Below are 23,020 nucleotides of genomic sequence, written 5' to 3'. Positions count from 1 at the left end.
GGAGGCAAGCATACATGCACGTAGCCGTGGCCGCCGATCATGCGGGTTACCGGTTGAAAGAGGAGATCGTCGACTTTTTGCGCCAGGCGGGAATTCCGCACAAGGATTTCGGAACGCATTCCCTGGAATCGGTGGACTACCCGGACTTCGCCCTGGCCGTCGCCCGCGCCGTGCAGAGCGGCGAGTTCGACCGCGGGATCATCGTCTGCGGGACCGGCATCGGAGTGAGCATCTCGGCCAACAAGGTGCCCGGCATCCGGGCGGCCCTCTGCCACGACACCTTTTCGGCCCGCGCCTCCAGGGAGCATAACGATGCCAACGTTCTGACCCTCGGCGAAAGGGTCATCGGCCCCGGCCTGGCCAGGGACATCGTGGCCACCTGGCTCAAGGCCGAGTTCCAAGGCGGGCGCCACACCCGCCGCGTACAAAAGATTACCGCCATTGAAGATCTATGTCGGTAATCAGACGCAAGATGTAAGACTTAGGACGTAAGACGGGAGTCCTACATCCTAAGTCCTACGTCCATTTCGGCGCCTTGCGCCCAACGTTATTTTAGGAGGAAAAGTAGTTGAATCAGATGATGACTCCTCTAGCGGAGGCAGACCCCGAAATCAGCAGGGCTATTGCCCTTGAGACCGAACGCCAGCGCTCCAAGCTGGAGCTGATCGCCTCCGAGAACTTCGTCAGCAGGGCGGTCCTGGAGGCCCAGGGCTCGGTGCTGACCAACAAGTACGCCGAGGGCTACCCGGGACGGCGCTACTACGGGGGCTGCGAATTCGTCGACATCGCCGAGAGCCTGGCCATCGAGCGGGCCAAGCAGCTCTTCGGGGCGGACCACGCCAACGTCCAGCCGCATTCGGGCGCCCAGGCCAACATGGCCGCCTACTTCGCCCTCCTCCAGCCCGGGGACGTCATCCTGGGAATGAACCTGGCGCACGGGGGACACCTCACCCACGGCTCCAAGGTCAACTTCAGCGGCAAGCTCTTTAACTTCGTCGCCTACGGGGTCGACCCCGAAAGCGGAATGATCAACTACGACGAGGTGCAGCGCCTGGCCGAGGAGCACCGCCCCAAGCTCATCGTGGCGGGGGCCAGCGCCTATCCCCGCGCCATCGACTTCGGGCGCCTGTCCGCGATCGCCAAGTCCGTCGGCGCCAGGCTGATGGTGGATATGGCGCACATCGCCGGCCTGTGCGCGGTGGGCCTGCACCAGAACCCCGTGCCGTATTCCGACATCGTTACTTCCACCACGCACAAGACCCTGCGCGGCCCGCGCGGCGGCTTGATCCTGTGTACCGGGGAATACGCGGCGGCCGTCGACAAGTCGGTCTTCCCCGGCGTCCAGGGCGGGCCGCTGATGCACGTCATCGCCGCCAAGGCCGTGGCTTTCGGCGAGGCCCTGCGGCCCGAGTTCAAGGCTTACCAGGAAAGAATCGTCAAGAACGCCAGGGCCCTCGCCGGCGCCCTGATGGAGCGCGGCTTCAAGCTGGTCTCCGGCGGCACCGACAACCACCTGATCCTGGTCGACCTGCGCAGCAAGAACGTCACCGGGCAAGACGCCGAGCGCCGGCTCGACGAGGTGGGGGTCACCGTGAACAAGAACATGATTCCCTTCGATCCGCAGCCCCCGAGGGTCACCAGCGGCATCCGCATCGGCACGCCGGCCGTCACCACCCGCGGAATGAAGGAAGAGGATATGGTCAAAATCGCCGAGATCATCGCCGTCGCCATCGACGACATGGACAGCGCCGCGGCGCTCGCCAAGGCCCGGGGCATGGTCAAGGAACTCTGCGCCGCCCACCCTTTGTATTGAGAAGTGAGAAGTGAGATGTTGGACGTGAGAGGCATTCTTACCTCTTACTTCTCGCATCTCACCTCAAAATTCTACTTAATTTCAACTTGCTACCCTAACAATAAAACACTGAGCTTATCGAATTCCACCAAAGGTACGGTAGCATATGAAAAAGATACTCGTCGTTTTCGGTACTCGTCCCGAGGCGATTAAGATGGCCCCCGTCATCAAGGCCCTCGAAGCCTCGCCGCATTTCCGGTGCGTGGTCGCCGTCACCGCCCAGCACCGGGAAATGCTCGACCAGGTCCTCGACCTCTTCGGCATCCGCCCTGCCTACGACCTGGATATCATGCGGCAGGGGCAGACCCTTTTCGACATCACCCGCCGTGCGCTGACAGGCCTGGAAGGCGTTCTGAGGAAAGAGCGTCCCGATATGGTGCTCGTGCACGGGGACACCACCACAACCTTCGCCGCGGCCCTGGCCGCCTTTTACCTCCAGACTCCCGTCGGGCACGTCGAGGCCGGCCTGCGCACGCGCAACAAGTATTCTCCCTTCCCCGAGGAAATGAACCGTCACCTGACCGGGGTCATCACCGACCTGCATTTTGCCCCCACCGCGGGAGCAAAGGCCAATCTCCTGGCCGAGGGCGTCGCACCGGAAAAGATCGTCGTTACGGGGAACACCGTGATCGACGCCTTCCTGAGCACCGTCCGGAAGGAGTACGCGTTCGAGGATCCTATCCTGAAGTCCGTGCAGGACGATAGGTACCGTGTAATCCTGGTGACCACCCACCGGCGCGAAAACCTGGGCGAGCCCCTGCGGCAGGTTTACCTGGCCCTGCGCGACTTCGTCGACCGCTACCCCGACGTGCAGGTCGTTTTTCCCGTACACAGGAACCCCGCCGTGCGTAAAGTAGTCCGCGAAGTGCTCGGCGACCTGGACCGCGTGCACCTTGTCGAGCCGCTGCCCTACCTGCCTTTTGCACACCTCATAAAACACAGTTACCTGGTCCTCACGGACTCGGGCGGCATTCAGGAGGAAGCCCCGTCGCTGGGTAAGCCCGTACTCGTCCTGCGCGACACCACCGAGCGTCCCGAGGCCGTGGACGCGGGGACCGTCCTGCTGGTGGGGACGGACAGGCGGAGGGTGTTTGCGGCTGCGGACACCCTTCTTTCCGACCCGGAGGCGTACCGCCGGATGGCTGAGGCCGTGAACCCTTACGGAGACGGGCAAGCGGCCGCGCGGATCGTGCAGACCCTGGCCCACAGGTTCGGGTTGTCACCGGTCGCGCCGCAGGAGTTTAATGCAATGAAGCAGCAGGAATTTGGTGTTGAACGCTGAAATGATAACTGATATCGCTCCTAATGGAACAAGCAAAAGGTAATCATGGTTGCAGATTATGCCGTTGTAGCGCAAACATTTCTTGTCAAACAGTATAACACCAATCCAAGAAATGAAAAAAAAATCTTTCACGAGCGGCCTAAAAAGTCGGCTGCGGGGAAGGAATAAACCCTCTATCGTAGAAAGTATATTTAAGAGCGCGGCCAGGTTTAGATCTGGTTTTTCTTTATGCCGCGCGGGCGGGGGAGCGGAGCGTGAAGGGGGGCCGGGACCCTGTGGCTGACGGCAAAAACGGCCTTTCCAAGGGGTTGAAAGCGTTTGCGCTTGGTTCCACAATCGCCGTTCAGTTCGCCGCCAGCATCTTGCTGGGTCTTTGGGCGGGACGCCTCCTCGATGCCAGATTGGATACCGAGCCGTGGTTGATGCTGGCGGGGCTGCTCGCCGGCATGGGAGCGGGTGTCCTCGCCGTTTACCGCACGGTAACGCAGATATTCAACGATCGCAAAAAACCTTAAAATAAGAAGCGAGTCGTGAGAAGGTCGTGAGAAGTCGGAAGTGAGCTCTTCTGGTACTCACCTCTGACTTCTCACCTCTCACTTCCCCTATAGGAGGGTGCTTGTGCAGGAACTAGACTTTGGCGTCCATGTCCGTGGTGCCGTGCGCAAGTCTTTCTTTGTTTTCTGTATCGCCTTGCTGGCCGTGGCCGCCGACGGCGGCAATCCCCTGTTTGCGGGGTTCGCTTTCGGCGTCCTGGTAAGCATCGTCAGCGGCATCCTGCTGGCCGTGCGCATCGCCAGGCTCGGCGAGATGAAGGAGGTTCTGGATTCCGCTGAAGAGCGTAAAAAGGCCAGGTGGGGCGCGCAGATGGCTGTCGGCGCCTTGCGCTGGCTGTTTGTTATCTCGATGCTGGTCTTCGCCGTCAAAACCGGCTGGTTTAACCTGCTGGCAGTGCTGGGCGGGTTGTTTGTCCTGCCCGCCTTTGCGGTCGGTGGGGGTTTAAAGGTCCTTCTTGGTTATCGAAAGGACCTTCATAAATGCAATTCTTTTTAGCGAAAGGAGGTGAATATTGCAGTGTCGGCAAGCGGAGCGACACACGGAGCTGAAGGTGGTTTCAGTATCGAAAAGGTCCACCATGACCTGAATATCTGGAATCTACCCACCGAGCCGGTGCATTTCGGGTCTATTGGCGGTTTCTCGATCGATCTGAACATGACCACCATCGTATTTACGTGGGTGGCCATGGCCATCGTGCTCCTATTGGCTTTTTCGGCCGTACGCGGTGCCAGCGTGCGTCGGCCGACCAAGATGCAGGCGATGTTTGAAATGGTGTTTGAATTCTTACGTGGGCTGATCAACGAGAACATGAGCCCGAAAAAGGGCGAGGGTATCTTCGCGCTGATCATTACTTACTTCCTGTTCATCGTGACGTGCAACATTATCGGGCTTCTGCCCACAGGGGTAGCGCCCACGGCGGACCATCAGACGACCTTTGCCCTGGCCTTGATCACCTTCTTCATGATGTTCTACCTGGGGATCAAGTACAAGGGCCTCGGTTATTTCAAGCACTACCTGCAACCCTTCCCGTTCTTCCTGCCTATCACGATTTTGGAAGACCTTGCGAAGCCCCTTACGCTGGCTTTCCGACTCTTCGGCAATATGAAGGGTAAGGAAGTCATGATTCTGGCCCTGCTGGGCCTGATCACCGGTGTCGCGCAATGGGCCGGCGGTTTCATGGCCTCTGTCGTGTGGCTTGGATTCGGCCTTTTCGTGTCCCTTATCCAGGCCTTCGTCTTCACCATGCTGAGTATCGCCTACTTCGGCATGGCCGTGCATGAGGAACACTAGGTTACCATCGAGAGAATCTTTAACCGACTAGTCTGTTAACTTACTGAAAACCATTTAAAGAGTTTTAGGAGGGAAACGACTAATGGATCTGAGTGCTGCTGCTGCTCTGGGTATGGCTTTTGCTGCCGGTCTCGGCGCTCTTGGCGCCGCCATCGGTGACGGTATCGTAACTGGTAAGCTTCTTGAAGGCGTCGCCCGCCAGCCTGAGGCGCGCGGTCCCCTGATGACCCTGATGTTCATCTCCGTCGGTCTGATCGAGTCCCTGCCGATTATCGCCATCGTTATCGGCTTCATCCTGATGGGCAAGATGTAAGCTCGGGTTACCTATGGTTGTTTGGCAAATCGATACGAGGAAGGTTTAGCAGGTTTCCCGGGCGAAAATGGGAAACCTGCGCAAGACCTTCTTTGGCTCCAGGAAGGAGGAGAGTAAGTAGGTGGACCTGACCTTTAACGCTACGCTGCTCGCCCAGATCTTCCACTTCGTCGTCCTGCTTGTGCTCCTCAGATTGTTTGCCTACAAGCCGCTGCTGAACATTCTCGAGCAGCGCCAGAAGCTTGTAGCCAGCAGTATTGAGGCTGCCGAGGCCGAGAAGGCCCAGGCCGAGAAGATCCGGGCTCAATACGAGGCCGACCTGCGCAACGCCCGCGAAGAGGCGAAAGCGATCATTGAGCGGGCGTCCAAGGCTGCGAACGAGCAGGCCCAGTCCATCGTGGATGCGGCCAAGGCCGAGGCGGCCCGCGTTAAGGAGAGCGCCCTGCAGGATATCCAGCGCGAAAAGGACAAGGCCCTCGCGGAGCTGCGCAACGAAGTCGCTTCGCTGGCCGTCCTGGTCGCCGCCAAGGTTGTCAAGCAGGGTCTTGACGTGGATGCGCAAAGCAAGCTTGTGCAGGATGCCATAAACGAGGTGAATAACCTGCCATGCTAAAAGGTGCTGTTGCGCAGCGTTACGCCGAGGCTTTGTTCAATATCGCCCGTGACCAGAACCAGATCACCGCGATCGAGGGGGAACTCAAGGTCGTTCTGGATGCCCTCGAGGGGTCCCGTGACCTACAGCGCGTTCTCTATCACCCGCAGATCCCCCGCGACGCCAAAAAGACGGTGCTGCGTGAGATTTTCGGCGGGAAAGTCTCGCCTGCGACGCTGAACTTCCTCAACGTTGTTCTCGACGCGCGGCGTGAGTTTTACCTGAAGGCCATCGTCGAGGAGTACCTTCGTCAGGCCAACGAGACCCGCAACATCGCCGAGGTTACCGTGACTTCGGCCATGGAGATTCCGCTCGTCCAGAAGGTCAACCTGATGAACGCCCTCGGCAAGGCTACCGGCAAGGAGATCCGCGTCCACTACGAGATCAACCCCGAGATCCTCGGTGGTCTCGTCGTGCGTATGGGCGACCGGATCCTGGACGCCAGCGTGAAGAGGCAGCTTGAGAAGATTAAAGAAAGCATCCGCGAAATTCAAGTTGGATAGGGGTGACAGAGGGACATGAATCTGAGACCTGAAGAGATCAGTGCCATCATCAGGCAGCAGATCGAGAAGTACGAAGCGCAGGTCGAAGTCACCGACGTCGGCACGGTCATCCAGATCGGTGACGGCGTGGCGCGGGTGTACGGACTCGAAAACTGCATGTACTCGGAGCTGCTCGAGTTCCCCGGCGGCATCCTGGGGATGGCGCTAAACCTGGAAGAGGATAACATCGGTTGCGTTATCCTCGGCCCTTATACGCAGATCAAGGAAGGTGACGTCGTCAAGCGTACCGGACGTATCGCCTCCGTGCCCGTAGGCGACGCCCTCATCGGCCGTGTCATCAACCCGGTCGGCCTGCCGCTGGACGGCAAGGGTCCGCTCGGTACCGACAAGTACCGCGCCATTGAGAAGATCGCCCCCGGCGTCGTGTTCCGCAGCCCGGTTGATACCCCGCTGCAGACCGGCATCAAGGCCATCGACGCGATGATCCCGATCGGCCGCGGCCAGCGCGAGCTGATCCTCGGCGACCGCCAGACCGGTAAGACCGCGATCGCCATCGACACCATCATCAACCAGAAAGGGCAGGACTGCATCTGCATCTACGTCGCCGTCGGGCAGAAAGCCTCCACCGTCGCGAACGTGGTCCAGAAGCTTAAGGACTACGGCGCGATGGATTACACGATCGTTGTCGTCGCCAACGCCTCCGACCCGTCCCCGCTGCTCTACATCGCTCCGTTCGCTGGCGCGGCGATCGGCGAGGAGTTTATGGAGAACGGCAAGGACGTCCTGATCGTTTACGACGACCTGACCAAGCAGGCGGCCGCCTACCGCGAACTGGCCCTGCTGCTCCGCCGCCCGCCCGGCCGCGAGGCCTTCCCGGGCGACATCTTCAACCTGCACTCCCGCCTGCTCGAGCGTGCGGCCAAGCTGCACCCGAAGTACGGCGGCGGCTCCATGACCGCTCTGCCGGTCATCGAGACCCAGCAGGGCGACGTGTCGGCTTACATTCCGACAAACGTCATCTCCATCACCGACGGTCAGATCTACCTTGAGCCGGACCTGTTCTACGCCGGTATCCGCCCGGCCGTCAACGTCGGCCTGTCGGTGTCCCGCGTCGGTGGCAAGGCGCAGCGCAAGGCGATGCGCCAGGTAGCCGGCCAGCTCAAACTTGACCTGGCGCAGTACCGCGAGTTGGCCGCCTTTGCACAGTTCGGTTCCGACCTCGACAAGGCCACCCAGGCCCGCCTGACCCGCGGCGCCCGCATGGTCGAGCTGCTCAAGCAGGACCAGTACGTGCCCATGCCGCTGGAGGAAATGGTTATGTCGATCTATGCCGGTGTCAAAGGCTACCTGGATTCGCTCCCGGTGGAAAAGGTCCGTGAATTCGAGGCCGAGTTCCTGAAGTTCATGCGCAGCGAAAAGCCGGAAATCGGCAAGGCCATCGCCGAGGCCAGGGAAATCACCGGCGACGTCGAGCCGAAGCTCAAGGCCGCTGTCGAGGAGTTCAAATCGAACTTCGTCAAACAGTACGGACTATAGGCGCGAAAGTGAGGTGTAAATATGCCTGCACTACGCGACTACCGGCGTCGCATCAATAGTGTAAAAAGCACGCAGAAGATCTGCAAGGCCATGAAGGCGGTGGCTACGGCCAAGATGGCCAAGGCCCAGGCGGCCGTCGTCGCGGCCCGCCCCTACGCCAGGCAGATTCACGAAGTGTTGGGCCGGCTGTCGGGAGCGGCCAGGAATGTCCAGCACCCGCTGCTTGCCCAGCGTGAGCCGAACAAAGTCTGCTATGTGATCATTACCGCGGACCGAGGCCTGTGCGGCGGTTTCAACAGCAATATCCTGCGCACGGCCCAGAAAGAAATGGGCAAGGCGGACAACGTTTCCATCGTGGCGGTGGGGCGCAAGAGCCGCAACTTTTTCCGCTTCCGGGGCGTGCAGATGGACAAGTTCTTCGTCAACCTGGGCGAGAACATTCGCGTCGATCAGGCCAAGGAGATCGCCCGCTTCGTCATCGACCAGTACACCGCGAGCGAATACGACGCCGTCTACCTGATCTATTCGAAGTTTGTCAACGTCCTGGTCCAGCAGCCTACGGTGACCAAGCTTTTGCCGGTGGAACCGCCGGAAGGCGCCGCCGTGGAAAAGAAGGAAGCCCACGGGCCTACGGCCCAGTACATCTTCGAGCCTTCGGCCGAAGAGGTTTTAGCCGACCTTCTGCCGCGGTACGTTGAAAACGCGATCTTTGCCGCGTTGCTTGAGTCCAAGGCCGGCGAGCAGAGCGCCCGCATGACGGCCATGGAGAACGCCAGCAAGAACGCCGGCGAGATGATCGATCGCCTCACACTCCAAATGAACCGCTTGCGCCAGGAAGGCATTACCAAGGAACTCCTTGATATCGTCGGCGGCGCTGCGGCTCTGGAATAAACTACGGAGGAGGGTTTGAGGAAGGCAATGAATGTTGGTAAAGTAGTCCAAATCATCGGCGTTGTCGTGGACATCAAGTTTAAGCCCGGTGAAGTCCCGCCGATTTACAACGCCGTCAAGATTGAAACAGGAACCAAGGACGCTTTTGGCCGTGAGATCGGCCTGACTCTCGAGGTCGCGCAGCACCTCGGCAACAACGTCGCCCGCTGCGTTGCCATGTCCACTACCGACGGCCTGGTGCGCGGGATGGATGCTTACGATACCGGCGCCCCGATTTCGGTTCCGGTCGGCCGTCCCGTCCTCGGCCGCCTGCTCGATGTTCTCGGCAACCCGATCGACGGTCTCGGGGAGATCAAGAGCGAGAAGAAATACCCGATTCACCGCCCGGCCCCGCTCCTGGTGGACCAGTCCACCCAGGTCGAGCAGCTGGAAACCGGTCTTAAGGTTATCGACCTGCTCGTTCCCTTCATGAAGGGCGGCAAGATCGGGATGTTCGGCGGCGCCGGCGTGGGCAAGACCGTTATCGTTATGGAGCTCATCAACAACATCGCCAAGCAGCACGGCGGTATCTCCGTGTTCTGCGGCGTGGGCGAGCGGACCCGCGAAGGTAACGAGCTGCTCCTGGAAATGACCGAAGCCGGCGTTCTGGACAAGACGATGATGGTCTTCGGCCAGATGAACGAGCCGCCGGGCTGCCGTCTGCGCATCGCGCTGACCGGCCTGTGCCTGGCCGAGTACTTCCGCGATGAGGAAGGCGCCGACGTGCTGGTCTTCATCGACAACATCTTCCGTTTCGCCCAGGCCGGTTCCGAGGTTTCCGCCCTGCTCGGCCGCATGCCGTCGGCCGTGGGTTACCAGCCGACCCTCGCTACCGAGATGGGCCAGCTCCAGGAGCGCATCACCTCGACCACCAAGGGTTCGATCACCTCGGTGCAGGCCGTCTACGTGCCCGCCGACGACCTGACCGACCCGGCCCCGGCGAACACCTTCGCCCACCTCGACGGCACCGTCGTTCTGTCCCGGGCGCTCACCGAGCTTGGCATCTACCCGGCCGTGGACCCGCTCGACTCCGTCTCCCGCATCCTGGACCCGAACGTCGTCGGGCAGGAGCACTACTCGGTGGCGCGCGGCGTGCAGAAGGTTCTGCAGCGCTACAAGGAACTGCAGGACATCATCGCCATCCTCGGTATGGAAGAGCTTTCGGAAGAGGATAAGCTGGTCGTGGCCCGCGCCCGCCGGCTGCAGCGCTTCCTGTCCCAGCCGTTCAACGTGGCCGAGGCTTTCACCGGCCGGCCCGGGCGCTACGTTTCGCTGAAGGATACCGTCCGCGGCTTCAAGGAAATCCTTGAAGGCAAGCACGACGACCTGCCGGAAGACGCCTTCTACATGGTCGGCACCATCGAGGAAGCCCGCGAGAAGGGCGAAGCCCTGAAGGCTTCCTAACTCAGTAGGCAGTAAGCTGTTGTCGGGCGTCCGGAGCCGGCAGTCAGCAGGGGTTGTGGCTGATCGTCATACCTGCGGACGACCGCTGCCTGACGACTGACGACCGAAACAGGGGGTGCATTACACGCAATGGCAGACAAGACTTCAAAGGTCTCGATCGTCACTCCGGAACGGGTAATCTATTCCGACGAAGCGCGGTTGGTGATTGCCCGTGGTACCGACGGTGAACTGGGTATCCTGCCCGAGCACGCCCCGCTGATCACCAGCCTCGAGATTGGTGCCCTCCGTCTGCAGAAGGATGGCCATTGGAAGACGCTGGCGGTAAGCGGCGGCTTCATGGAAGTGAAAGACAGCCGCATTGTCGTCCTTGCCAATGCCGCCGAACTGCCTGAGCAGATCGACGTCGAACGGGCCCGGCGGGCCAAGGAGCGCGCCGAGCAGCGCCTGGCATCCAAAGCGCAGGAGGTCGACCTCCTGCGGGCGGAAGCCGCGCTCAAGCGCGCACTGCTCAGACTGCGCGTCGCGGAGCAGGGAGACAAGTACCACTAAACTTCCAGCTAGGGTAGCTGACCCCCGGAGAGCGACATCTCTTCGGGGGTTTTTCTTTTCTTGCGCCCTCCAAGTATAACCGCCAAGGGCGCCAAGGACGCCCTTCCTTCCATGCTTGCAACCTATCGCAATTGGAAACACTGTATATATATGGAAAGCAATGCATAGATATTGCACAGGGGAGGGAGCAGGTTGAGAAGGCTGATTATCGGTCTCGTCTTTCTGCTTGCCGCCCTGCTCCTGGCCAATCCGGTCTCCTTTCAGAAGAACTACCGGGATTTTATCGGCGAAGTGACCAAAAAGGAGGCCGTGCCGGAGAAGGTGCGGCTTTACAGGCACGCCACGGGGGAGATCATTACCCTGCCGTTGGAGGAATACCTGGTCGGGGTGGTGGCGGCCGAGATGCCGGCCGCGTTTCCGCCCGAGGCCCTCAAGGCCCAGGCAGTCTGCGCGCGCACGTATATTCTCAAGAGGCTGACTGTGCAAGGGGGGTCGGTGAACAACCCACATCCTGAAGCCGACATCTGCGACGACCCCCGTCACGGCCAGGCCTGGTACTCGCGCGAAGACTTAAAGCAGCGCTGGGGGACGCTGGACTATTACCGTTTTTACTACAAGGTCTACCGGGCGGTGGCTTCCACCAGGGGGACGGTGCTGGTCCACAAGGGCGAGCTGATCGACCCGGTGTACCATTCGTCGTGCGGGGGCGCCACCGAAAGCGCGGGAGACGTCTGGAAGTTCGACCTCCCGTACCTGCGGAGCGTGCCCTGCCCCTACGACCACGATCCCTACCCGGGGGAGACTAAGTCCTTCACGCTTGAACAAGTAGACGCGGCCCTGGGGACGAAGATCAGCGTCCTGCCGGTGATCACGGGTGTCGGCGACATCGTGCAGGTGCTTGAGTACACCAGCACGGGGCGGCCGAAGCTGCTGTCTTTCGGGAACACAGAGGTTTCCGCGACGGTGGTCCGCGACCGCCTCGGGTTGCGCTCCACCAACTTCACCTTCACCTACAAAAACGGGAAGCTTGTCTACACCACTACCGGCAACGGTCACGGGGTGGGGCTGTGCCAGTACGGCGCCAAGGGCCTGGCCGAGCACGGCAGGGACTTCCGCGCCATCCTGCAGCACTATTACACCGGCGTAACAATTAAGAAGCTGGAATGAGCACTGAGCTATGGGCATTGAGCGTTGAGATACTTTAGGATGGGATCCGGTACAACCGAATCCCTTTCCTAGATTAATCCCAGCGCCCACAGCTATTTCGGTGCCCAGCGCACAGTGCTCAATGCAATTCACAATGCTCAACGCCCTATCCGTTAAACTATCTCTAAAGCCTTGGTTTACAAGGAGATCCCCGATCTCCTGTGGTATTACCCAGTACCCAACGTTTCGGGGAAAGGCCTCTCAACGCCAGCAACTCGATTGCCTGCATTGGAGTTGCCTTCCCCGAGCTTAATGTGGCGTTATGATCCATAGAAGGGTCGTGCTTCGAGCACCGTTGCTGGATAGGGCTGATCATTGACCACAACACCACGTTGGGACTACTTGGGAAAGGAGTTGCCATTATCAGTGATCTTCGCCGGTATCGACTGGGCAGACGCTACCCACCAGGTGGTGGTAATTGACGACAAAGCAAGGATGCTAGCTGATTTTTCGGTCAAACATTCCCGTCCGGGGCTTGATGAGTTGGGTCGTAAACTTCTCAAGCTAGCCGGCCAAGATCTCGCAAATGTTGCTTGTATCGTTGAAACAAGTCAAGGTCTTCTTATCCAATATCTCTTGGAACATGGCTTTGCCGTCTATCCGGTTAACCCCAAGCTGGTCGATCATCGGCGCAAACCATCCGGGGCAAAAAGTGACCCGCTTGATGCGCGTCTGCTGGCCGATATTGGCCGAGCTGAACTACCTTACTTACGCCAGCTTCGGCCCGATAGCGCGATCATTGAAGAACTCAAGATGCTAACCCGGGACCAGGATGACCTGATCCAGGAGAGAACCCGTCTCACTAACAAGCTAATCGCTTGTTTAAAACTCTATTACCCTGTGGCTTTGGACCTGTTCTCTCACGCTAATACTCCTATCTTTTTGGACTTTTTGCAGGCCTATCCAACCTTAGAAAAAGCCCTAGAAGCATCGGTACCAGAAATCGCTGTCTTTCTAAAGACCCACAAGCATCCTCAGCCCAACAAGACTGCTGTGGCGATTTGGACGAAACTCCACGAGCCTCAATTGGAGGCTAATGCGGCCACTACACGGGCGAAGGCGCGGCTGATGCTGTCCTTGGTCACCCGACTCAAGAACTTGCAGGCCGATATTAAGGGTTATGACCAGGACATTCAAGATCTTTTTCAGAGCCACTCCGACTACAAGATCTTTGCCAGCCTTCCCGGAGCGGGAGTAAGGGTGGCGCCACGGCTCCTGGCGGAGTGGGGTGATGATCGGAGCCGTTATCCCGGTCTACCGGCCGTACAGGCCCTAGCGGGTACAACACCGGTTCTGTTTCAAAGCGGCAAGTATGCTTATGCCCGTCCGCGAAAATCCTGTGTTAAACCCTTTAGGAACGTGATGTACCAACTGGCGATGCAGAGTATCCGTTGGGTTTCCTGGGCACGTGAATACTATGATGCTAAACGCGCACAAGGTAAGGCTCACGCCACAGCCCTCAGATGTCTCGCAAGTGTCTGGATGCGTATTATCTATGCGATGTGGCTTAACAACACCCCCTATGATGAAGCTCTATTCCTGGCAGCCAAGGAGCGGCACGCCTTACGGGCGGCCTAATCAGGGTTATTAAAATTAGGTATTGACATAGAAGGTCCAGTGTGCGATATGGCAAGAAGGGCCTTGGCCCTTTTTGCCATGTCTGGGCCAAGCATTTGTCGAAGCTTATCCGCATATAAATCACCATACAGCCCATACAGCCTGGACCGGGAGGTAGGGTGATGCAGGAGCATATCCAAAAGCGGGTGCTTGACATCTGCGCCTACATACTGGACACCAACGCCACGGTACGGCAGGCCGCGATGGTTTACAAGGTAAGCAAGAGCACGGTGCACAAGGACATGACCGAACGTCTGCCTGCGCTGGATAAGAAGCTGGCCCAAAAGGTGCGGCTGGTACTCGAGTTTAACAAGGCTGAGCGCCATCTGCGCGGCGGAGAAGCCACCCGGAGGAAATATAAAGAAACAGGCTAAACTTTTGTAAGAAGGAGAGGAAACTTTCCGAACCTTGTAGAATACACCAGCGGAAGATTATGACCGGCGGCGCCTTGCTTTCGAGGTACGCCAGGAGCAACACGGTGTTGCCGTTGCTCGCTTCTTTTTACGATAACCTGCCGGACAAGCATGGTCGGAACTTGTATCCTTGTCCGGCTTCCGGGCTTTTGACTCGCAGATTGATTCGGAGATTGCAGGATTTCTTTCGAGTCCGGCCTCTGACTTCTTTATCGAGGGGGAAAGCAATGTTTAATTGGGCACCCGACATCGGTATCGACCTCGGCACGGCGACCGTACTGGTTTACGTGAAGGGCAAGGGCATCGTGCTGCGCGAGCCTTCCGTAGTAGCCATCAATAAAGAGACGGGACAGATCATCGCCGTCGGCAAGGAAGCCAGGCGCATGCTCGGGAGGACGCCGGGGAACATCGTGGCCATCCGCCCGCTCCGGGACGGCGTGATCGCCGATTTCGACGTTACCGAAAAGATGCTGCGCTATTTTATCGAAAAGGCGGGAGCCCGCAGGTTCTTCTTCCGCCCCCGGGTGATGGTCTGCATCCCGGCCCAGGTCACCGGGGTGGAGGAGCGCGCCGTAAGGCAGGCCGCCATCCAGGCGGGAGCCCGGCAGGCCCATGTCATCGAGGAGCCCATGGCGGCGGCGCTCGGTGCCGGGGTGGACATTTCGCAGGCCAGCGGCGCGATGGTCGTGGACATCGGCGGCGGCACCACGGACGTGGCCGTCCTCTCGCTGGGCGGGATCGTCTGCGCTACTTCCATCAAGGTCGGGGGGGACAAGTTCGACGAGGCCATTGTCCGTTACGTTCGCAAGGAGTTCGGCCTCCTGATCGGGGACCGTACGGCCGAGGAACTCAAGATAGAAGTGGGCAGCGCCCTTCCCGTCCGCGGCAGGGAGAGATCGGCTTCGATCCGCGGGCGCGACGTCATGACCGGGCTGCCCAAGGCGGTGGAGGTCACGACCACGCAGGTCTGGGAGGCGATCCAGGAGCCGCTGCACAGCGTGATATCGGCGGTCAAGGAAGTCTTGGAGAAAACACCGCCCGAACTGGCCGCCGACCTCGTCAACAAGGGCATCCTGATGACGGGCGGCGGTGCGCTGCTGGACAACCTCGACGCCCTGATCGCCAGGGAGACCGGCCTGCCTGCCGTCCTGGCCGACGATCCCGTGAGCTGCGTGGCCCTCGGCACCGGCAAGGCCCTCAGCATGCTCAACGTTCTCCCGAAACCGAAGTACGACAAGCTGTTCAGGAAGGTAGTCTAAGGTTGCGTGACAGGTAATGTTGCCCTCGATTTGTTACACCAGGCGTCCATTGGACGCCTTCTCCGTTTCAACTCAAAGATTTCCCAAGCCTCAGACGTATGAATTAGGCGCTCAAGCTCGCCGTTCTGCAGTCTCTGTTGTGCTTAACATTGGAGTGCGCAGTGCGCAATGCTAATACACGAAAGGAGCGGTTTCATGTACTGGCCTACCAAAGGTCCCGCCAACACCGAAGTGACGCTGAAGCTGGCCGTTCAGCGGGCCAGGGAGCTGGGCATTTCCCGCATCGTGGTGGCCTCGTGTTCGGGCAAGACGGCGCTCCTGTTGGCCGGGTGCGGGCTGGAAGTGGTGTGCGTGACCCACCAGGTCGGCTTCGACAAGCCCGGAGAGGACGAGATGGGAGAGGAAATGCGCCGGGAGCTCGCTTCCAAAGGGGTGCGGCTGCTTACCACCACCCACCTGATGGCGGGCCTCGACCGCGCCCTGCGCTTCAAGTTCGGCGGCGTCTATCCCGCCGAAATCATCGCCGCGACCCTGCGCATGTTCGGCCAGGGCCTCAAGGTGTGCGTCGAGATCAGCAGCATGGCCTGCGACGCCGGGCTCATCCCGCCGGGCGAGGACGTTGTGGCCGTGGCCGGCTCGGGGACGGGAGCCGACACCGCCGTCGTACTCAGCCCCGCCCACTCCCAGCATTTCTTCGACACCAAGATCCGCGAGATTATCTGCAAGCCCCGGGACTTTTAGTGCGGCCTGATCCGCTCCCGCCAGCCGTCTGCTTCACGGACAACGATCCCGCTTTCTGCGGCCTCCCGCGCCAGGGGATGCCCGGCGGCAAGGAGCCGCGCGAATTCCCCGTACGTATACCCCTTGGGTTCGATGGCGGGTTCCACGTCCGCATAGAGGATCGCGCTCCGCTTCAGCGGGTCGGCCGGGAGGTCGTCGGCGATCACCACGACATCCACATCGCTCCAGAGGTTGAAGTCGCCCCGCGCAACCGACCCGATAACTATCGCCGTCAGCGGGCGGCATAAGCGGTCTTCAAGCCGGCGTGCATAATCCCGGGCCAAATCTATGTAACGGGCTTGCTGTTGCCGGCGGGCCTCAAGAACTTTTTCCATCCGCCCGCACTCCCTTAGCGAACTGCACGAGACGTGAGGCGCATACAACAGCCCGTTCCGCCGTCTCGCGGTCATAGTATTCGAACGGGCTACCGGAAGGATAAGCGTCGGGGTAGCGAGGAGGGATGTAGTGCCGGTCAAGTTCCCGGCACCACTTTTCCATATCATCGGGCAGCGTAAAGCCGGCATCTCTGAGGATTCTTGCAATCCGCAAGGTCGAGTGGCCCGGCGCAAACATTCCCGCAGCGCGAACGAGGGCCTTTAAGGCGTATTCGCCCGCCTGCTGGGCCTTAAAGCAGGCCCAGGCGTGATCGCCGGCAAACATATCCCTTTCAGCCGAAGACAGCGTATGTTCGGCCTGGGCAAGCCAGCGCCGGTATTCGTCCTGGTCAAGGAGATTCATCTTTGCGCCTCCTCTCCGCCTGACCATATTATACCACCAAATCATCCGCCGGCGGTCACTCTGTCACAACAGGGCTCGGCCGAGGGTTAATAATTAATGAGCGGTTTCAAGCTTAAATTGCCATCAAGGCGAACGTTCCGGCTGCGGCCGAAGTGTGATAAGATGTTAACTGACTGACAGGACTGTCATCCTTTGTCAAAGGTGGCTCTATGCGTTTCACAAAACCCTTGCTGCCCCTTGTCGCCGTCCTGGTTGCGCTCGCCTTCCTGAGTAGTGCGGCCGTCTACTTCGGCGGCGTGACTTTGCCGGGAACGGGCCCGGAAGAGGGGCAAGACCAGCCGGCGCCAAACAAAGAAAACCTCTACGTCGTCCGTATCGACCCCGGGACCGATCCCCAACTGCTCGCCGGGCGGCTTGAAGCTGCGGGAGCCAGGCTCGGGGACCCGGTGGGGGATTCCCGCTGGCTTTTGCGCGTGCCTCAAGGCGCCGAGGCGAAGGTCAACCGCGTTCTGAAAGGACGCGTCGAGGTGCTGGAAGCCGAGGACCGTCTGGGGCCGGCGGTGGACGCAAACAGCGGTGAAGAACTTGAAATAACCATTTCCACCTTCGGCGCCGGCGACAAGGAGTTTGTGGCCGGTGAGGTGGAGCGGCTCGGCGGAAAAGTCACCAGGGGGCTGAGCGAAAGCGGGACGACCCTGCGCGCGGTCATCCCTGCCGGTGCCGTCAAGGCCCTGGCTTCCCTGCCCCAGGTCGTTTTCGTCGAACAGTACCGCCCGCCGGTCTTCCTCAACGACCGGGCCCGGGATATTGCGGGCGTGTCGCCCGTTGCCGTCCGTGACTTCGTCACCGCGCGGGGGCTCACCGGGGCCGGGCAGATCGTGGCCATTGCCGACAGCGGTCTGGGCACCGGTTCTTATGCCGACCTGCACCCCGACTTGGCCAACGTCCCCGGCCAGATGCCCAAAGTCATCTACCTGGAGTCCCTGGCGGGGGGCGACAAGTCCGATCCCACCGGCCACGGCACGCACGTGGCCGGAACCGTGGCGGGCACCGGAGCCGCTTCGGGCGGCAAATTCAAGGGCGTGGCCCCCCAGGCCGGCATCTTCTTCCAGGCCATCCTGGGCAAGAACGGCAAGATCGACCCGCCCGCCGACCTCTACGCCCTCTTCGAGCCCGCCTACGCGGGCGGAGCGCGCATCCACGTCAACGGGTGGGGCGGGGAGAGCAACGCCTACCTTTCTTCCTCGTCCCAGATCGACCGCTTCGTCCGCCGCCATCCCGACGTTACCGTCGTCTTCGGCGCCGGGAACAGCGGCCCGGAAGAGGGGACCCTGACTCCCGAGGCCAACAGCAAAAACGCTCTCGTTTTCGGCGCCGGCCGGAACGCGCGCCCGGTCTTCGGCGAGCAGAGCGCCGACCCCCGCATGATGGCCTCCTTTTCGAGCCGGGGACCGGCGGCCGACGGCCGCATCAAGCCCGACCTGGTGGCGCCGGGGACGTCGATCGTTTCCGCCAAGTCCGGGCTGATCGAGGGCAACTTCCCGGCCAACAGCGCTTACACGCGCATGCAGGGGACCAGCATGGCCGCCGCCGTCGGGGGCGGGGCCGTGGCCCTCATGCGCGAGTACTTTATCAAAGAAGAAGACATGGCTTCTCCGTCCGCCGCCCTGATCAAGGCCGCGCTGATCAACGGCGCCCGGCCCCTTCCCGGCGTTGACCGGCAGGCTCAGGGCTTCGGGCTCCTGGACGTGGCCGGCACCGTGACCGCCCTCAAGGAGCGGCGCTTCGCGGCCGCCGACGAGACCGGCGGCGTGGCCCACGGGGCGTCCCGGACCTACCGCTGCCGGGTGACCGGTTCGGGCGCGCCGCTGAAAGTAACGCTGGCCTGGACGGACCCCCAGGCGGCGCCGGGGGCGCAAAAGGCGTTGATCAACGACCTCGACCTGGTGGTGCGGGGGCCTTCCGGAACTTTCTACGGCAACGATTTCGGCCGCGAGGGCAAGAGGGACGCGCTCAACAACGTGGAACAGGTGGTCGTCGACAACCCGCAGCCGGGCGAATACCTCATTGAGGTTAAGGGTGCGGCGGTGGCCAAAAACGTCGTGCCGGGCGCGGCCAAGCCCGCTCAGGATTACGCCCTCGTCTTCGGCCAGCCGCCCGAAAGGCATATCGTGACTGCGCTTGACGGGGACAGGCTGGTGCTGGACGGCGGCGGGGAGATCGACCGCAAGAGCGCCGCCCTCGCCGTGGCCGTCGACGGGAAGAAGACCGGCCTCGCGAACGTGCCGCCCGGAGCCGATATCTACTCCTTCACCGACCCGTCCGGGAAGCTCTCGGCCTACATCTACGGCCGGACGTGGCGCGCCGGCGGCGTCCGGCTGCTCAAAGTCGGCAACGAACCGGTCCTGGTCAGGGTCAGTCGCGAAAACCGCGAGGGGGGTTACCGCCTGGCCGGCGATTCCGTGCCGGTTAGCTTGAACGGCCGGCCCGTCACCGATTTAAACCGGCTGCCCGTGGGGATGTCGGTAACGGCCTCGCTCAATCCTTCAACCCAGGAGATCTGGAGTGTCGAAGGGGGATACGAGGAAGTCGACGGCATCCTGGCTGCGGTTGATCCTTTGAGCAGGAGCGTCAGGCTCCTGGACGACTCCCGGACTTTCTACCTGCATCCCGACGCGGCGACCTTCTTCAACGACACCGTCGTCGATGGGGACCGGGACAACCTGCCCTTCGGGGCTTCCCTGTCGGCGAGCGCCGAGCAACTGGCGCCGGGCATGCCCGTCAAGCTGGGTGTTGCGCCGTCCACAGCCGGGATTTCCTGCATTACCGCCAGGCGCAGCATCGCTGTCGGCCACCTGGGCCAGGCCGACGCCGCCGGCCGGTTCTCGCTGGGAACCGGCGTCGCTTACAGCCTGCTCCCCGGCGCCCCGGTGACCCGCAACGGCCAGCCGGCTTCACCGTCATCGCTGCAACCGGGAGACCTGGTCATCGTCACCTTGATCCCGGATTCCCGGACCTGTATCAGCATCACGGCCTTTTCGGCGGTAATGTTCGGGCGCGTCATCTTCGCCACCGACGATTCGCTCTACCTGTCCGCTTACGATGGGACCGCCGTATCCCTGCAGCTTGGTAAGGACACCGAGGTTTACCGCTGGGGCTTGCTGGCCGGCTCGGACCAGCTTTATCCCGGTCAGTGGGTGCGGGTGATCCTGTCCCCCGGAACGAAGGAGGCCCGGCGCATCGACATCGCCGACGACGCCGCCGAAAGCACGGAGCATTTCCTGTCTTACCGGAAATCCGACCGTACGCTGCGCACTGCTGAAGGAGGCGTTTACCCTCTCGGCAGCCGGGCCGTCGTCACCAAGAACGGCTTGGGTATTGAGCCTTCGGATCTGTTTACCGGCGAAGAAATCACCGTCACCGCCCTGAGAGGGCCCGGCGGGGAACCGGTCGCCGTTGCCGTCAAGGGTAAAACGCTGCCCTCCGCCGAACCGCCGGCCTTGAGCGTCCTGACCATAATGCCCGTGCGCGACGGCTTTTTCGCCCGGGGCAAGACCACGGCCTCCACCCTGTACCTGTGCGTGCCGGGAGAGCAGCGTGCCCCGGTGAAGGTTTCGGAGCAGGGCGAGTTCTTCGCCTACATCCCCTTCCCGGACGGCGCGGCAAGCGTCCAGTTCATCGCGCTGGACGGTGCGACGGGAGCGATAGCGGGGCAAAGCGTCGATCTTCCCGTTCCGCCCAAGGGGCTCAAGCTGCGTGACGTCGACGGCCATTGGGCCGAGCTGGAGATCCGCGCAATGGCCGACAAGGGGTTCGTCGCCGGCTATCCCGACGGCGCCTTCCGCCCCGACAAACCGGTGACCCGGGCGGAACTGGCCGTTTTGATGGCCAGGGTGGCCGGCCTCGTTCCCAACGGGGACCGGCAGCCTTCGTATACCGACGCGGGCCGCATCCCTTCGTGGGCCAGGGGTACGATCAGCGCCGCCCAGGAACTCGGGCTGGTTACAGGGTACAGGGACGGGTCTTTCCGGCCTGCCGCCCTCATCAGCCGCGCCGAAGGCGCCGTTATGACTGCCCGCCTGTGCGCCTGGCTGAACCTCGAGCCGGCCAGGCCCCCGGAAAACGTCCCGTACCAAGATTGGCAGGACATTCCTGCCTGGGCGCGCCGCGATGTTGTCAAGGTCTACGCCCTCGGCCTGCTGGGCGGCGATGCCGCGACGGCTTTCCGGCCGCAATCCTACCTGACCAGGGCGGAGGCCGCGGTCATTCTGCACCGGCTCTCCAACGCCGTAAATGGCGGTTAGCTGTTGGCGGTTGGCCGTTAGATACGGGACGTTAACATGTGGATTAGCTAAACAAAAACCCCGCCTTTTATCAGGCGGGGTCCCTCTATTCATCAAGTCCAACATCTAACTTCAGACTTCTGGCCTTCTACGCCTTACACCCTAAGTCTTACGTCTATCCCTCAAGGATCAGGACGATGGTCTGGCGCTCGGCCTTCCGGCTCAGGTCGTCCAACTGCTTCTTGAGGGCGTTCATTTCGGCCTCCAGCAGGACCTTTTGGTTTGCGTCCCCGGTGGCCTGCCACTCGGCCAGCAGGCTGTTGTACCTGACGGCCTTTTCGTTGTAAGTAGCGGAAACGTCTTTGATGTCGGGTTTCCGCTCAAGGGTTTGACCCAGACCGGTCAGCTTTGCCAGGGCCTGGTCGGCCTTATCCAGCGGGACCTTGGCGGCCACGGTCTGCTGGCGCCTGTCGGCGCCGTCCTGCACCGCCAGGACCTCCACCGAACCGTTAAGCCCCTTGGCTACGGTCGCCGCCTGCTGGTAAGCGGAAGAGATGTCTTCCACCTGCAGCCGGACCAGGGTGGTGTGGATGACCACCTTCCGGTCGGTACTGAGGAAGGCGAAGTTTGGCGGCGTCACAGCGTCGTCGGGGACGGTGCTCCCGCCTTGGCCGCTGTTGGACGGGGGATTCGCCGCGGGCGGAGTTACACCCTGCTTATGGGGTTTTGGCGGGCTGGTCGCATCGGGTGTGACGGGATCGGCGACCGTGTCGTTCCCGGGGTTATTCTCTATTATCGCCATCTTGGGCGTGTCGCCGCCGTTATCGGCGACGGTCAGGTTGGGCAGCAGCCGGTAAGCTATACCCAGCGAACCGCATGCCAGTATGGTTACGGCGGCCGCGGCGGCTACCGCGCGCTTCCAGGTGTCCGACCAGCTAACCAGGATGCCTCTGCGCCCGGTCTGCAGCCTGGCCGTAACTCCGGCGGCGAAGCCCGCCGGGGCGGGGATTTCGGTGCTCATTTCGCGCAGGCCGCCGGCTATCCGCCGCCACAGGGCCGCTTCGGCCCGGCATTCCGGACATGAGGCAATATGGCTCTCGACCTCCGCCGAAACCGGGGCGGCGGCCTCGCCTTCCAGCCACTCTGGCAGCAGTTGTCTTGCCTCGGCGCACCTCATCGTTATTACCTGCCTTATTCTCCCCGCACTTTTTCGCGTAACGCCTGCCTCGCCCGGTTAAGCCGGGACTTGACCGTGCCCAGCGAGCAGTTCAGCAGGCGGGCGATGTCCTCATAGGCGTAACCCTGCATCTCGCGCAGCACCAGGATCACACGGTGTTCCCGGGAAAGCTCGCGCATCGCCGCCCACAGCATGGAACGGAACTCCTTGGCTTCGAGCGCCTCTTCGGGCGACTCGCCGGCGGCGGCCACCAGCCGGGGAACCTCGCCGTTTTCGATCTGCACCGGCTCATCCAGGGAGATCGCCGTCTTTTGCCGGCGCTTGAAGTTGATCCAGAGGTTCACCGTGATCCGGTGCATCCAGGTCCCGAAATCGGCCTCGTTGCGGAAACCCCGCAAGGCGCTGTACGCCTTGACGAAGGCTTCCTGGGCCAGGTCCTGGGCGTCGGCATGGTTGCCGGTCAACTGGTAGCACAGCGTATAAACTTTATCCTGGTACAGCTCCACCAGTTCCTCGAAGGCTTTTGCGTCGCCTTTTTGGGACCTTTGAACGAGCAGTTTCACCTTGTCCAAAGGAGGGCATTCCTCCTCGGCCGCGGAACTGCCGGATTACCTTTTAGACATGATACGGGTCGCAAAAGTTCCGGGGTTCCGGGAAAAATTTTCTACATTATTTTAATGC

General features: G+C 61.3%; 23 protein-coding genes. 19 read left to right on the top strand and 4 right to left on the bottom strand.

Features of this window, described 5'->3' with window-relative positions; translation table 11 throughout:
- Nucleotides 1–14: 14 nt before the first annotated feature.
- The 18 genes from rpiB (at nucleotide 15) to ACPV0M_RS09865 (ending at nucleotide 16,102) form a co-directional block, all read left to right on the top strand.
- On the top strand, nucleotides 15–461 hold the full coding sequence (gene rpiB / locus ACPV0M_RS09950) for a ribose 5-phosphate isomerase B (RefSeq protein ID WP_425620490.1): 447 nt from the start codon (nucleotides 15–17) through the stop codon (nucleotides 459–461).
- A gap of 116 nt (nucleotides 462–577) precedes the next feature.
- Nucleotides 578–1,813 carry a serine hydroxymethyltransferase gene (gene glyA, locus ACPV0M_RS09945; protein WP_425622188.1) on the top strand — a complete coding sequence of 412 codons (1,236 nt, stop codon included), beginning with the start codon at nucleotides 578–580 and terminating at the stop codon, nucleotides 1,811–1,813.
- Between the two features lie 145 nt (nucleotides 1,814–1,958).
- Nucleotides 1,959–3,134 (top strand): non-hydrolyzing UDP-N-acetylglucosamine 2-epimerase, encoded by a 1,176-nt coding sequence (wecB, locus tag ACPV0M_RS09940; protein ID WP_425620489.1) that lies wholly within the window; start codon nucleotides 1,959–1,961, stop codon nucleotides 3,132–3,134.
- 275 nt (nucleotides 3,135–3,409) lie between these two features.
- Nucleotides 3,410–3,649 carry an AtpZ/AtpI family protein gene (locus ACPV0M_RS09935; protein ID WP_425620488.1) on the top strand — a complete coding sequence of 80 codons (240 nt, stop codon included), beginning with the start codon at nucleotides 3,410–3,412 and terminating at the stop codon, nucleotides 3,647–3,649.
- Between the two features lie 103 nt (nucleotides 3,650–3,752).
- Nucleotides 3,753–4,184, top strand: a complete 432-nt coding sequence (locus tag ACPV0M_RS09930; RefSeq protein WP_425620487.1) for an ATP synthase subunit I — start codon at nucleotides 3,753–3,755, stop codon at nucleotides 4,182–4,184.
- Between the two features lie 21 nt (nucleotides 4,185–4,205).
- The gene (atpB, locus tag ACPV0M_RS09925; RefSeq protein WP_425620486.1) at nucleotides 4,206–4,979 is read left to right on the top strand and encodes a F0F1 ATP synthase subunit A; all 774 of its coding nucleotides are present in this window, start codon (nucleotides 4,206–4,208) and stop codon (nucleotides 4,977–4,979) included.
- A gap of 82 nt (nucleotides 4,980–5,061) precedes the next feature.
- The gene (gene atpE / locus ACPV0M_RS09920) at nucleotides 5,062–5,292 is read left to right on the top strand and encodes a F0F1 ATP synthase subunit C (RefSeq protein WP_425620485.1); all 231 of its coding nucleotides are present in this window, start codon (nucleotides 5,062–5,064) and stop codon (nucleotides 5,290–5,292) included.
- A gap of 121 nt (nucleotides 5,293–5,413) precedes the next feature.
- Nucleotides 5,414–5,905, top strand: a complete 492-nt coding sequence (atpF, locus tag ACPV0M_RS09915; protein ID WP_425620484.1) for a F0F1 ATP synthase subunit B — start codon at nucleotides 5,414–5,416, stop codon at nucleotides 5,903–5,905.
- Complete coding sequence (locus ACPV0M_RS09910) at nucleotides 5,899–6,447, top strand: F0F1 ATP synthase subunit delta (RefSeq protein ID WP_425620483.1); 549 nt, start codon at nucleotides 5,899–5,901, stop codon at nucleotides 6,445–6,447. The genes atpF and ACPV0M_RS09910 overlap by 7 nt, the downstream gene beginning before the upstream one ends.
- Nucleotides 6,448–6,462: 15 nt before the next feature.
- Nucleotides 6,463–7,983, top strand: a complete 1,521-nt coding sequence (gene atpA / locus ACPV0M_RS09905; RefSeq protein ID WP_425620482.1) for a F0F1 ATP synthase subunit alpha — start codon at nucleotides 6,463–6,465, stop codon at nucleotides 7,981–7,983.
- Nucleotides 7,984–8,004: 21 nt separating this feature from the next.
- On the top strand, nucleotides 8,005–8,874 hold the full coding sequence (gene atpG / locus ACPV0M_RS09900; RefSeq protein WP_425620481.1) for an ATP synthase F1 subunit gamma: 870 nt from the start codon (nucleotides 8,005–8,007) through the stop codon (nucleotides 8,872–8,874).
- 27 nt (nucleotides 8,875–8,901) lie between these two features.
- The gene (atpD, locus tag ACPV0M_RS09895) at nucleotides 8,902–10,317 is read left to right on the top strand and encodes a F0F1 ATP synthase subunit beta (protein ID WP_425620480.1); all 1,416 of its coding nucleotides are present in this window, start codon (nucleotides 8,902–8,904) and stop codon (nucleotides 10,315–10,317) included.
- 129 nt (nucleotides 10,318–10,446) lie between these two features.
- On the top strand, nucleotides 10,447–10,866 hold the full coding sequence (locus ACPV0M_RS09890; RefSeq protein ID WP_425620479.1) for a F0F1 ATP synthase subunit epsilon: 420 nt from the start codon (nucleotides 10,447–10,449) through the stop codon (nucleotides 10,864–10,866).
- 192 nt (nucleotides 10,867–11,058) lie between these two features.
- Nucleotides 11,059–12,033 (top strand): stage II sporulation protein D, encoded by a 975-nt coding sequence (gene spoIID / locus ACPV0M_RS09885; protein ID WP_425620478.1) that lies wholly within the window; start codon nucleotides 11,059–11,061, stop codon nucleotides 12,031–12,033.
- A 405-nt stretch (nucleotides 12,034–12,438) separates the two neighbouring features.
- The gene (locus ACPV0M_RS09880) at nucleotides 12,439–13,650 is read left to right on the top strand and encodes an IS110 family transposase (protein WP_425620304.1); all 1,212 of its coding nucleotides are present in this window, start codon (nucleotides 12,439–12,441) and stop codon (nucleotides 13,648–13,650) included.
- A 161-nt stretch (nucleotides 13,651–13,811) separates the two neighbouring features.
- Nucleotides 13,812–14,063: a sporulation transcriptional regulator SpoIIID gene (gene spoIIID / locus ACPV0M_RS09875; RefSeq protein WP_425620477.1), complete on the top strand. Its 252-nt coding sequence runs from the start codon at nucleotides 13,812–13,814 to the stop codon at nucleotides 14,061–14,063.
- A 266-nt stretch (nucleotides 14,064–14,329) separates the two neighbouring features.
- Entirely contained in the window at nucleotides 14,330–15,361 is a 1,032-nt protein-coding gene (locus ACPV0M_RS09870; protein WP_425620476.1) for a rod shape-determining protein, read from the top strand.
- A 195-nt stretch (nucleotides 15,362–15,556) separates the two neighbouring features.
- On the top strand, nucleotides 15,557–16,102 hold the full coding sequence (locus ACPV0M_RS09865) for a pyruvate kinase alpha/beta domain-containing protein (protein WP_425620475.1): 546 nt from the start codon (nucleotides 15,557–15,559) through the stop codon (nucleotides 16,100–16,102).
- Here ACPV0M_RS09865 and ACPV0M_RS09860 read toward each other — a convergent pair.
- Together ACPV0M_RS09860 and ACPV0M_RS09855 are read right to left on the bottom strand one after the other, a co-directional pair.
- Nucleotides 16,099–16,476 carry a nucleotidyltransferase domain-containing protein gene (locus ACPV0M_RS09860; RefSeq protein ID WP_425620474.1) on the bottom strand — a complete coding sequence of 126 codons (378 nt, stop codon included), beginning with the start codon at nucleotides 16,474–16,476 and terminating at the stop codon, nucleotides 16,099–16,101. The two genes, ACPV0M_RS09865 and ACPV0M_RS09860, sit on opposite strands and share 4 nt — an antisense overlap.
- A complete protein-coding gene (locus tag ACPV0M_RS09855) occupies nucleotides 16,460–16,879 on the bottom strand; it encodes a HEPN domain-containing protein (RefSeq protein ID WP_425620473.1) in 420 nt (139 codons plus the stop codon). Before ACPV0M_RS09855 ends, ACPV0M_RS09860 begins: the two co-directional genes overlap by 17 nt.
- Nucleotides 16,880–17,088: 209 nt before the next feature.
- Between ACPV0M_RS09855 and ACPV0M_RS09850 the strand changes: the two genes are divergently transcribed.
- A complete protein-coding gene (locus tag ACPV0M_RS09850) occupies nucleotides 17,089–21,183 on the top strand; it encodes a S8 family serine peptidase (RefSeq protein WP_425620472.1) in 4,095 nt (1,364 codons plus the stop codon).
- A gap of 154 nt (nucleotides 21,184–21,337) precedes the next feature.
- Here ACPV0M_RS09850 and ACPV0M_RS09845 read toward each other — a convergent pair whose 3' ends face one another.
- Nucleotides 21,338–22,339, bottom strand: coding sequence for a zf-HC2 domain-containing protein (locus ACPV0M_RS09845; RefSeq protein ID WP_425620471.1), 1,002 nt, complete (start codon nucleotides 22,337–22,339; stop codon nucleotides 21,338–21,340).
- Nucleotides 22,340–22,353: 14 nt separating this feature from the next.
- Complete coding sequence (locus ACPV0M_RS09840; protein WP_425622187.1) at nucleotides 22,354–22,902, bottom strand: RNA polymerase sigma factor; 549 nt, start codon at nucleotides 22,900–22,902, stop codon at nucleotides 22,354–22,356.
- Between the last annotated feature and the right edge of the window lie 118 nt (nucleotides 22,903–23,020).

It is taken from the genome of Desulfosceptrum tomskiensis (assembly GCF_049818055.1).
Taxonomy (GTDB): Bacteria; Bacillota; Desulfotomaculia; order Desulfotomaculales; family JASEER01; genus JBFLVT01.
The sequence above is the reverse complement of the archived record's forward strand: the minus strand, read 5'-3'. Positions and strand labels throughout refer to the sequence as shown.